2 protein-coding genes are annotated in these 12621 nt (G+C 68.6%); both read left to right on the forward strand.

The window, feature by feature from the left end:
- A partial coding sequence (locus tag BN2279_RS04735) for a type I polyketide synthase (RefSeq protein WP_159037065.1) occupies positions 1-2074 on the forward strand: 2074 nt, incomplete at its 5' end.
- Positions 2075-2152: 78 nt separating this feature from the next.
- On the forward strand, positions 2153-12547 hold the full coding sequence (locus tag BN2279_RS04740) for a type I polyketide synthase (RefSeq protein ID WP_059006774.1): 10395 nt from the start codon (positions 2153-2155) through the stop codon (positions 12545-12547).
- The last annotated feature ends 74 nt before the right edge of the window (positions 12548-12621 follow it).

Below are 12621 nucleotides of genomic sequence, written 5' to 3' on the forward strand. Positions count from 1 at the left end.
GGCTTTGCTGGATGCGGCGTTGCACGCCATCGGCTTGATGGATGAGGGCGATTCGGCTCGGGTGCCGTTCTCGTGTGCGGGTGTGCGGGTGTTCGCTTCGGGTGCGTCGGTGTTGCGGGTGCGTGTGGCGCAGACCGGCGAGGACACCTTCTCGCTGATCGGAATGGACGCTGACGGACAGCCGGTTGTCGCGGTGGAGTCGCTTGTACTGAGGCCCGTCTCCGCGGAGCAACTCGACGCTGCGCGGAGCGCCCAGACCAACTCGTTGTACCGGGTCGTGTGGCAGACGCTGCCGGAGCCCGAGGCATTGCCCGTGACCGTCGAGGTGCACGCGAATCTCGCGAGCCTGAACGGCAGTTCACCAGGTGCAGTGATCGTTCCCTGGCCTGGGACCGGCGATGGCGACCCCGAAACGGGTGTGTTGTGGGCGCTGGAGTTGGTGCAGTCGTGGCTGGCGGATGAGGAGCGTGCTGCGGCGCGGTTGGTGTTGGTGACGCGGGGTGCGGTGTCGGTGTCCGGTGAGGCGCCGGACGCAGCTCAGGCTGCGGTGTGGGGTCTGGTGCGCTCAGCGCAGTCGGAGCACCCGGGCCGGTTCGTCCTGCTGGACCTCGACGAGGACGGCGATGCCGCCTCGGTAGTCACTGCTGTTCTCGCGTCCGGCGAGTCGCAGGTTGCTGTGCGTGCGGAGGGGTTGTGGGTGCCGAGGCTGGCCCCTGCCCCCGCCCCTGCCCCTGTTCCTGTGGCGGGTGGTGGGTCGGTGTTCGGCGGGGGGACGGTGTTGGTGTCGGGAGCGTCCGGTGCGCTGGGCCGGCTGGTGGCGCGGCATCTGGTCGAAGCGCACGGGGTGGATGACCTGTTGCTGCTGAGCCGCCGGGGTGTCGATGAGGCTCTGGTCAGTGAGCTGCAGGGTGCCGGTGCGCGGGTGGTGTCGGTTGCGTGCGATGTCGCGGACCGTGAAGCGCTGGCCGAAGTCCTGTCCGGGCGGACCTTGGCTGGTGTCGTGCACGCGGCGGGGGTTCTGGATGACGGTGTGGTCACCGGTCTGACCCCCGAACAGGTAGGTAGGGTGTTGCGGCCGAAGGTCGCGGGGGCGTGGAATCTTCACGAACTCACCCTCGGCATGGACCTGTCGGCGTTTGTGGTGTTCTCCTCGGCCGCCGGGATCTTCGGCAGCCCGGGCCAGGCCGCGTACGCGGCGGGCAACGCCTACCTGGACGCCCTGGCCCAGTACCGGCACGCCCATCAGCTCCCCGCCACCTCCCTCGCGTGGGGGCCGTGGGCGAGCACGGAAGGGATGGCGGAGACGGAAGCGTTGGAGCGCATGGCCCGCAACGGCGTGACCGCACTGACCGACACCGAAGGACTCGCACTCTTCGACAACGCCACCAGGAGCGGTGGTGAGCCGTTGGTGGTGCCGGTCCGACTGGAGCTTGGCACGTTGCGAATGCGGGCTGGCAGTGGCGCGTTGCCAGGTGTGCTGAACGGGCTCGTACGCGTTCCGGCCCGTCGTCGGGCAGCGACCACCGCCACGGCGGCCGTCCCCGACCTGTCCCACCGGCTCGCCGCACTCCCCGACACCGAACAACACAAACTCCTCCTCGACATCGTCCGCGAGCAGGTCTCAGCAGTGCTCGGCATTGCGTCTTCGCGTTCCATCCGGCCGGGGCAGGCGTTGCGGGACATGGGCTTCGACTCTCTCACGGCCATCGAACTGCGCAACAGGCTGGCGAAGGGAACCGGGCTCCGGTTGCCGAGCAGCCTGATCTTCGACTACCCGACCCCCCGAGACCTGGTGGAGCATCTGCGCACGGAACTGGCCCCCGATCGCTCCGAAGTCGCGCGCGTTCTCAGCGAAATGGACCGGCTCGAATCGGCGCTCCTCGCCACCGCACCTGACGATGACGGCCGCACGGCCATCACCTCACGGCTTCGCCCGCTGATGACCCGGTGGGCACATACCTCTTCCTCCCCGGCACAGGCCGATGAATCCACGGCTCGCGACGTCGCCGAACTCGAATCCGCCAGCGACGACGAGGTATTCGAGTTCATCGGCAAGGAATTCGGCATCTCCTGACGGAACCGGTCGGGCATCAGCCGGCCCGGCCGTTCCCGCCCTCCCCACACTCACGACTTTTCGTAAGGGGCGACCCTCGTGGACAACGAGCAGAAACTGCGCTACTTCCTCCGGCGCGTGACGACGGAACTGCACGAAGCTCGGGAGCGACTTCAGGAGATGGACGAGGCGCAGCGCGAACCCATCGCCATCGTCGGGATGAGTTGTCGCTACCCCGGTGGCGTCCGCTCGCCCGAGGAATTGTGGGAGCTCCTCGTCAAGGGTGGCGACGCGATCTCGGGGTTCCCGGCCGACCGGGGATGGGACTTGGAGTCCCTGTACGACCCGGACCCAGACACCCGAGGAACAACCCACGTACGTGAGGGGGGATTTCTCGAAGGCAACGACATGTTCGACGCCGGCCTCTTCGAGATATCTCCGCGCGAGGCGCTGAGCATGGATCCGCAGCAGCGGCTGTTGCTGGAGGCTTCCTGGGAGGCGATCGAACGCGCCGGTATCGACCCGGCCTCGCTGAAGGGCAGCCGGACCGGTGTGTTCGCGGGGGTCATGTACCACGATCACACGACCGTTCTCCAGCATGCGGTGGAGGACGTCGAGGGCTACATCGGGACCGGCGGCGCCGCGAGCGTGGTCTCCGGGCGGGTGGCTTACACGTTCGGGCTGGAGGGCCCGGCGGTGACGGTGGACACGGCGTGTTCGTCGTCGCTGGTGGCGTTGCACCTCGCTGTCCAGGCGTTGCGGCAGGGGGAATGCTCCATGGCCCTCGCCGGCGGGGTCACCGCGATGACGACGCCAACGGCCTTTGTGGAGTTCAGCCGTCAGCGCGGGTTGGCGGCGGATGGCCGGTGCAAGGCGTTCGCGGCGGGGGCGGATGGGACGGCGTGGTCCGAGGGTGTGGGGATGCTGCTGGTGGAGCGGCTGTCGGACGCGGTGCGTAACGGTCATCCGGTGCTGGCGGTCGTGCGGGGTTCGGCGGTGAATCAGGACGGTGCGTCGAACGGTCTGACGGCTCCCAATGGTCCGTCGCAGCAGCGCGTCATCCGCCAGGCGCTGGCAAGTGCCGGTCTGTCGGCGGCCGATGTGGATGCGGTCGAGGGGCATGGGACGGGGACGTCGCTGGGTGATCCGATCGAGGCGCAGGCGTTGCTTGCCACGTACGGGCAGGACCGGTCGGAAGAACGTCCGTTGTGGTTGGGGTCGTTGAAGTCGAACATCGGGCATGCGCAGGCGGCTGCCGGTGTGGGTGGTGTGATCAAGATGGTGCTGGCGTTGCGGCATGGGTTATTGCCGCGCACGTTGCACGTGGACGAGCCCTCCCCGCACGTGGACTGGTCGGCGGGTGCGGTGCGTCTGCTGACCGAGCCCGTCACCTGGACGGAGAACGGCCACCCGCGCCGTGCGGCGGTGTCGTCGTTCGGGTTCAGCGGCACCAATGCCCACGTCATCGTTGAGCAAGCCCCGACGCCGACTTCCGCAGCGCTCGGTCCCGTTCGTGCCGGGATGGTGTCCCCCGTTCTGCCGCTCGTGCTGTCCGGAAAGGACGCGGCGGCACTCAAGGCCCAAGCCGAACGGCTGGTCGCACACGTCGAGAACCACCCCGAGGTCAACCTGGCCGACCTCGCGCTGTCCCTCGCCACGACCCGCAGTGCCCTGGACCACCGAGCCGCGGTGATCGCATCCGACCACGGCGACGTACGGCGCGTACTCACCGCTCTGGCCGCGGGTGAGCCAACGAAGGGGCTCGTCACCGGCGTTGCGACGTCGGGGCGTCGGGTCGGGTTCTTGTTCTCCGGCCAGGGGAGTCAGCGGTTGGGTATGGGCCGGGAGTTGTGTGAGGCGTTCCCTGTTTTCGCGGATGCCTTTGATGAGGTGTGTGCGGTGGTGGGTTTGCCGTTGCGGGATCTGTTGGGGTCGGAGGCGGTGAACGGGACGGTTGTTGCGCAGCCTGGGTTGTTCGCGGTTGAGGTGGCGTTGTTCCGGCTTCTTGAGTCGTGGGGTGTGCGGCCGGATGTGGTGGCGGGACACTCGGTGGGGGAGTTCGCCGCCGCGCACGTGGCGGGGGTGCTGTCGTTGGAGGATGCGGCCCGCTTGGTGGTGGCGCGTGGCCGGTTGATGGGTGGTCTGCCTGCGGGCGGTGTGATGGTCGCCGTCCGGCTCCCGGAAGAGGAAGTCCTGTCCCGTCTGGCCGGTTTCGAGGACCGGGTGGGGATCGCGGCGGTCAACGGCCCGTCGTCCCTGGTGGTCTCCGGGGAGGAAGCGGCCGTCGCTGAGGTCACGGCCGGGCTCAAGACCAAGCGGCTAGCGGTGTCGCACGCGTTCCACTCGCCGTTGATGGAGCCGATGCTCGCCGCGTTCGAGGAGGAACTCGCGGGTGTGGTGTTCAGCCCGCCGACACTGCCTGTTGTTCCGGCCTGCTCCGGTGGGGAGTTCACGGATCCGTCGTACGGGGTGCGGCAGATCCGCGAGCCGGTCCGCTTCGCCGACGCCGTGCAGGCGCTGGCGGGGCGGGAGGTGAGTGCGTTCGTCGAGGTTGGTCCGGGTGGGACGTTGGCGGCGCTGGCGCGTGAGCTGGTGGATGAGTCGGCTGTTGTCGTGCCCGTCCTGCGCAAGGACCGGCCCGAGGATGTTGCACTGTCGGCCGCTGTCGCTGAACTCCACGTCCACGGCGTAGAGGTCAACTGGCCGGGCATCTTCAACGGAACGGGCGCCCGCCACGTCGATCTGCCGACCTACGCCTTCCAACGGCAACGCTACTGGCTGGATGCACCACGCCTGCGAGGCGACCTCGCGGAAGCGGGTCTGAGCGCCACCGGTCACCCGTTGCTCGGCGCGGCAGTTGTCCTGCCCGATGGCGAAGGGGCGGTGCTGACAGGGCGGTTGTCGCTGGCCGACCAACCATGGCTGACCGACCACATGGTTCACGGAGCTGTCCTGGCGCCCGGCACGGCATTCCTCGAACTCGCGCTGCGAGCGGGCCGGGAAGTCGACTGTGGACAGGTCGATGAATTGATGATGCACGCCCCACTGGTGCTGCTGCCCGATGCACGAGCGCTGCACCTACGGGTCGCCGTGGGCCGTGCGGACGACTTCGGCCGGCGCACGATTCACATCAGCTCGCGACCCGAGAACGCCGACGCGGACGAGCCATGGACACGGCACGCCAGCGGAACCGTTCTGCCCGACGCCCTCGCCCCGGACAGCACCCCTTCCTCCTGGCCTTCCGCGGGCAACGAGCCCGAGGACATCGAGGCGTTGTACGAGCGTCTTGCGGGTTCGGGTTTGGTGTATGGGCCGGTGTTCCGTGGGGTGCGTGCGGCGTGGCGGGTGGGGGGGGATGTCTTCGCCGAGGTGGCGTTGCCGGAGGGGACGGATGTCTCTGGGTTCGGTGTGCATCCGGCTTTGCTGGATGCGGCGTTGCACGCCATCGGCTTGATGGATGAGGGCGATTCGGCTCGGGTGCCGTTCTCGTGTGCGGGTGTGCGGGTGTTCGCTTCGGGTGCGTCGGTGTTGCGGGTGCGTGTGTCGCGCACTGGCGAGTACTCGTTCTCGCTGGTCGGGGTGGATGCGGCTGGACTTCCGGTTGTTGCGGTGGAGTCGCTTGTTCTAAGGCCCGTTTCGGTGCAACAGCTCTCTGGCGATGCCCTGTACCGGGTGGTGTGGGAGAAGGCTGACCTGTCCGGTGTCAGTGAGGTCCCTTCCGCGGCTTCGGTCGTCTCCTGTCCTGGTGGGGTGGGTGCTGAGGCGGGTGTGTTGTGGGCGCTGGAGTTGGTGCAGTCGTGGCTGGCGGATGAGGAGCGTGCTGCGGCGCGGTTAATGTTGGTGACGCGGGGTGCGGTGTCGGTGTCCGGTGAGGCGCCGGACGCAGCTCAGGCTGGGGTGTGGGGTCTGGTGCGCTCAGCGCAGTCGGAGCACCCGGGCCGGTTCGTCCTGCTGGACCTCGATGAGACCACCGAGTGCGAGGTGGTGGTGTCTGCCGTGTTGGCGTCCGGTGAGTCGCAGGTTGCTGTGCGTGGGGAGGGGTTGTGGGTGCCGAGGCTGGCCCCTGCCCCTGCCCCTGTTCCGGTTCCTGCGGCGGGTGGTGGGTCGGTGTTCGGCGGGGGGACGGTGTTGGTGTCGGGTGCGTCCGGTGCGTTGGGCCGGCTGGTGGCGCGGCATCTGGTCGAAGCGCACGGGGTGGGTGACCTGTTGCTGTTGAGCCGTCGGGGTGTGGATGAGGCTCTGGTCGGTGAGCTGCAGGGTGCCGGTGCGCGGGTGGTGTCGGTTGCGTGTGATGTCGCGGACCGTGAAGCGCTGGCCGAGGTGCTGTCCGGGCGGTCGCTGTCGGGCGTGGTGCATGCCGCCGGAGTCGTCGATGACGGTGTGGTCACCGGTCTGACACCGGAGCGGGTCGAGGGCGTGTTGCGGCCGAAGGTCGCGGGGGCGTGGAATCTGCACGAACTCACCCTCGGCATGGGCCTGTCGGCGTTTGTGGTGTTCTCTTCGGCGGCCGGGATCTTCGGCAGCCCGGGCCAGGCCGCGTATGCGGCGGGCAACGCCTATCTGGACGCCCTGGCGCAGTACCGGCACGCTCACCAGCTTCCTGCCGCTTCCCTCGCCTGGGGTCCCTGGGCGAATGCCGAAGGGATGGCGGACACGGAAGCGTTGGAGCGCATGGCCCGCAACGGCGTGACCGCACTGACGGACTCTGAGGGCCTGGCGCTATTCGACTTGGCCACCAGGAGCGGTGGTGAGCCGTTGGTGGTGCCGGTCCGACTGGAGCTTGGCACGTTGCGAATGCGGGCTGGCAGTGGTGCGTTGCCAGGTGTGCTGAACGGGCTCGTACGCGTTCCGGCCCGTCGTCGGGCAGCGACCACCGCCACGGCGGCCGTCCCCGACCTGTCCCACCGGCTCGCCGCACTCCCCGACACCGAACAACACAAACTCCTCCTCGACATCGTCCGGACCCATGTGGCCGCCGTCCTGGGCCACGCGGTGGAAGGCGTGCAAGCGGGCCATAGTTTCCGTGAATTGGGCTTTGACTCACTGACATCGGTGGAACTGCGGAATCGACTCGGAGCGGTAACTGGCCTCCGGCTCCCGGCCAGCGTCGTGTTCGACTACCCGACTCCTGACGCTCTCAGTGGTCACCTTGAGGAACGGCTGATCGTCTCCGGACGAACTCGTCCGTCCCAGGCGGTCGTTGATACGCGGTCCGCGACCGACGAACCGATCGCGATCGTCGGGATGAGCTGCCGCTACCCCGGTGGAGTCCGGACGCCGGAGAATCTCTGGACATTGGTGACGTCCGGAAGCGACGCGATCTCCGAGTTCCCCACCGACCGGGGATGGGACTTGGCTGCGCTGCGGGGCGTCGGCACCGACAGTGGTCGCGCGAGCACGACCACTACGCGTGGTGGATTCCTCCACGACGCGGGGGACTTCGACCCTGCCCTTTTCGGGATCTCGCCGCGTGAGGCGCTGGCAATGGATCCGCAGCAGCGGCTGTTGCTGGAGACGGCGTGGGAGGCGTTCGAACGCGCCGGTATCGACCCCACATCTGTCAAGGGCACCCCGATCGGGGTGTTCGCCGGGGCGATGTACCACGAGTACGGCTCCTGGCTGCACTCGGCTCCCGAGGACGTCGAGGGCTTCATGGCGACCGGTAGTTCGGGAAGCGTCATGTCCGGGCGGGTGGCTTACACGTTCGGGTTGGAGGGCCCGGCGGTGACGGTGGACACGGCGTGTTCGTCGTCGCTGGTGGCGTTGCATCTCGCTGTCCAGGCGTTGCGGCAGGGGGAATGCTCCATGGCCCTGGCCGGTGGCGTCACCGTCATGGCCAGGCCGGCGGCCTTTGTGGAGTTCAGCCGCCAGGGCGGTCTGGCTCCGGATGGCCGGTGCAAGGCGTTCGCGGCGGGTGCGGATGGGACGGCGTGGTCCGAGGGCGCGGGGATGCTGCTGGTGGAGCGGCTGTCGGACGCGGTCCGCAACGGCCACCCCGTGCTGGCGGTGGTGCGGGGCTCGGCGGTGAATCAGGACGGTGCGTCGAACGGTCTGACAGCTCCCAACGGCCCATCGCAGCAACGCGTCATCCGCCAGGCCCTGGCGAACGCCGGTCTGTCGGCGGCGGACGTCGACGCGGTCGAAGCGCACGGCACGGGCACCACACTGGGCGACCCCATCGAGGCCGAAGCCTTGCTCGCCACCTACGGGCAGGACCGGTCGGAAGAACGGCCGTTGTGGTTGGGGTCGTTGAAGTCGAACATCGGGCACACGCAGGCGGCTGCCGGTGTGGGTGGCGTCATCAAGATGGTGCTGGCGTTGCGGCACAGGTTGTTGCCGCGCACGTTGCACGTGGACGAGCCCTCCCCGCACGTGGATTGGACTTCCGGAGCCGTCAGTCTCCTCACGCGGGACATCGCGTGGCCGGAGCATGGGCAGCCTCGTCGAGCCGCCGTCTCCTCGTTCGGGTTCAGCGGCACCAACGCTCACGTCATCGTTGAGGAGTACAACACCGAGGCCGCCGCCGAGCGGTCACACCGTGGAACGGGCACGGTCCCGTGGGTGCTGTCGGCCAAGGACCCGGCCGCGCTCAGGCAGCAAGCCCAACGGCTCGCCGCACACGTCGAGAACATCTCCTCCGACCGGGCTCTCGTAGACGTCGCGTACACCCTGGCAACGTCGCGTGCGTCGTTGGAGCATCGGGCGGCTGTGGTCGCAGGGGATGTGGACGGGATGCTCGGCGGCCTGCGGGCGCTGGTGCGGGGTGAGTCGGCGGCCGGTGTGGTGCGCGGCGTCGCGGCGTCCGGGCGTCGGGTCGGGTTCTTGTTCTCGGGGCAGGGGAGTCAGCGGCCGGGTATGGGCCGGGAGTTGTATCAGGCGTTCCCTGTTTTCGCGGATGCCTTTGATGAGGTGTGCGCGCATGTGGATGCCTATCTGACGTGTTCCCTACGTGACGTGCTCGGGTCGGAGTCTGTCGACGACACGGTTGTTGCGCAGCCTGGGTTGTTCGCGGTTGAGGTGGCGTTGTTCCGGCTTCTTGAGTCGTGGGGTGTGCGGCCGGGTGTGGTGGCGGGGCATTCGGTGGGGGAGTTCGCCGCCGCGCATGTGGCGGGGGGGCTGTCGTTGGAGGATGCGGCCCGTTTGGTGGTGGCGCGTGGCCGATTGATGGGTGGTCTGCCTGCGGGCGGTGTGATGGTCGCCGTTCCGCTTGCGGAGGAGCAGGTACGTGCGCGTCTTGCCGGTTTTGAGGACCGGGTGGGGATCGCGGCGGTCAACGGCCCGTCGTCCGTGGTGATCTCCGGGGAAGAAGCGGCAGTCGCTGAGGTCACGGCCGGGCTCAAGACCAAGCCGCTGGCGGTGTCGCACGCGTTCCACTCACCGCTGATGGAGCCGATGCTCGCCGCGTTCGAGGAAGAGTTGTCGGGCGTGGTGTTCAACCCACCGACGCTGCCGGTGGTCCCGGCCTCGTCCGGTGGGGAGTTCACCGATCCGTCGTACTGGGTGCGGCAGATCCGCGAGCCGGTCCGTTTCGCCGAGGTCGTCCAGGCTCTTGCGGGGCGGGAGGTGAGTGCGTTCGTCGAGGTCGGCCCGGGCGGGACGTTGGCGGCGCTGACCCGCGAGCTGGTGGATGAGTCGGCTGTTGTCGTGCCCGTCCTGCGCAAGGACCGGCCCGAGGATGTCGCACTGTCGGCCGCTGTCGCTGAACTCCACGTTCACGGCGTGCCAGTGGACTGGGCGAAGGTCTTCGCCGGAACCGGAGCCCGCCACGTCGATCTGCCGACCTACGCCTTTCAGCGACGTCGTTTCTGGCTGGCAGGCGAACCGCAGGCCGGTGACCTGTCGAGTATGGGCTTGGAGGTAGCCGGGCATCCGTTGCTCGGCGCGGCGGTCGCGCTCCCGGAAGGAGACGGTGCCGTTTTTACCGGGCGGTTGTCGCTGGCCGAGCACGCGTGGCTGGCGGATCACGCGGCCATGGGCTCGGTCTTGGTCCCCGGCATGGCTCTCGTGGACCTCGCTTTGAGGGCCGGGCGTGAGGTCGGGTGCGACCGCGTTGAGGAATTGACCTTTCAGAGTCCCATGGTTGTCCCTGAGCAGGAACCGCTGGACATTCGGGCGACTGTCGGCCATGCCGATGAGTCGGCGGCCCGGCCCGTGAAGGTGTTCTCGCGGCGTCCGGGCGGGGAGTGGCTGTGCCATGCCGTGGGCTCGGTGACCGCCGGATCCGGCCTAAGCGTTGATGCGGGTGACTGGCCGGAGGCGCCGGCGTCCGAGGACATCGAGGCGTTGTATGAGCGTCTTGCGGGTTCGGGTTTGGTGTATGGGCCGGTGTTTCGTGGGGTGCGTGCGGCGTGGCGGGTGGGTGGTGATGTCTGTGCCGAGGTGGCGCTGCCGGAGGGGGTGAGCACTGCTGGTTTTGGTGTGCATCCGGCTTTGCTGGATGCGGCGTTGCACGTCATCGGCTTGATGGATGAGGGCGATTCGGCTCGGGTGCCGTTCTCGTGTGCGGGTGTGCGGGTGTTCGCTTCGGGTGCGTCGGTGTTGCGGGTGCGTGTGTCGCGCACTGGCGAGGACTCGTTCTCGCTGGTCGGGGTGGATGCGGCTGGACTACCGGTCGTCGCGGTGGAGTCGCTCGTTCTGCGGCCGATATCAGCCGAACAACTCGCCGCCGTTGTCCAGGAGACGAACTCCGCGCTCTACCGGGTGGTGTGGGAGAAGGCTGACCTGTCCGGTGTCAGTGAGGTCTCTTCCGCAGCTTCGGTTGTCTCCTGTCCTGGTGGGGTGGGTGCTGAGGCGGGTGTGTTGTGGGCGCTGGAGTTGGTGCAGTCGTGGCTGGCGGATGAGGAGCGTGCTGCGGCGCGGTTGGTGTTGGTGACGCGGGGTGCGGTGTCGGTGTTCGGTGAGGCGCCGGACGCAGCTCAGGCTGGGGTGTGGGGTCTGGTGCGTTCGGCGCAGTCGGAGCATCCGGGCCGGTTCGTCCTGCTGGACCTCGACGAGGACGGCGATGCCGCCTCGGTAGTCACTGTTGTTCTCGCGTCCGGTGAGTCGCAGGTTGCTGTGCGTGGGGAGGGGTTGTGGGTGCCGAGGCTGGCCCCTGCCGCTGCCGCGGGTGGCGGGTCGGTGTTCGGCGGGGGGACGGTGTTGGTGTCGGGTGCGTCCGGTGCGCTGGGCCGGCTGGTGGCGCGGCATCTGGTCGAGGCCCACGGGGTGGATGACCTGTTGCTGCTGAGCCGCCGGGTTGTCGATGACGCTCTGGTCGGTGAACTTGAATCTTCAGGTGCGCGGGTGGTGTCGGTCGCGTGTGATGTCGCGGACCGCGAAGCGCTGACCGAAGTCCTGTCCGGGCGGACCCTGGCTGGTGTCGTGCACGCGGCGGGGGTTCTGGATGACGGGGTGGTCACCGGTCTGACACCCGAACAGGTAGGGAGGGTGTTGCGGCCGAAGGTCGCCGGGGCGTGGAATCTGCACGAACTCACTCTGGGTATGGACCTGTCGGCGTTTGTGGTGTTCTCTTCGGCGGCCGGGATCTTCGGCAGTCCGGGCCAGGCCGCGTACGCGGCCGGCAACGCCTACCTCGACGCCCTGGCCCAATACCGGCACGCTCACCAGCTCCCCGGCACCTCCCTCGCGTGGGGTCCGTGGGCGAGCACGGAAGGGATGGCGGACGCCGGGGTGTTGGAGCGCATGGCCCGCAACGGCGTGACCGCGCTGACCGACACCGAAGGACTCGAACTCTTCGACAACGCCACGCGTGAGAACGGCACCGGCGAACCTCTGCTGGTACCGATCCACCTGCATCTTCCGGCGCTCCGCAATCGCGCTGCCGGGGGTCCGCTGCCCGCCGTACTGCGCGGGCTTGTGCCGCGGCCGGTGCGACGCGTCGCGGTCGGCGGGGAGACGCCCGGGGCGCTGGCGGAGCAACTGGCGGACATGACGGGGAAGAAGCGGTTTCTTCTGCTCCAACGAGCCGTGCTGGCCGAGGTCGCCGCCGTGCTCGGGCATACGTCCGCCGACGCCGTCGGGCCCGGACAGGCGTTCCAGGATCTCGGCTTCGACTCCCTCACCGCCGTAGAGCTGCGCAACCGCCTGTCCCATGCCACCGGGCTGAAGCTGCCCACGAGTCTCCTCTTCGACTACCCGAACCCCGCGGCCCTCGCCGAACACCTCGACGCCGCGCTGCCGGTACGCGCGCGGGGGAGTGGCGCCTCGCTCCTGGCGGAGGTCGACCGGCTCGAAGCGGCCTTGTCGGCTCTGGCCCTCAAGGCCCGCGCCGACGAGGGGACGCGGGGAACGGTCGCGACGCGGCTGGAGAGCTTGCTCTCGAAGTGGCGGGCGGACGACGCCGATCCGCTGCCCGGCACTGAGCACGGAAGCAACGGCAACAACGGCAACAACGGTGATGGCGGTCCTGACGATGCCCGCACGTCCGCCAAGACCGTTGAGACGGCGACCGACGACGAACTCTTCGAACTGCTCGACAACGAACTCGGTAGCTGAACCGATCACCCGCCGCCGGAAGTTCACGGTCACGCACCGTGTGCCCCGGCAGGCCGACCCTCCGGCACGCCCTC

This window comes from Streptomyces specialis, assembly GCF_001493375.1.
Classification (GTDB): domain Bacteria; phylum Actinomycetota; class Actinomycetes; order Streptomycetales; family Streptomycetaceae; genus Streptomyces; species Streptomyces specialis.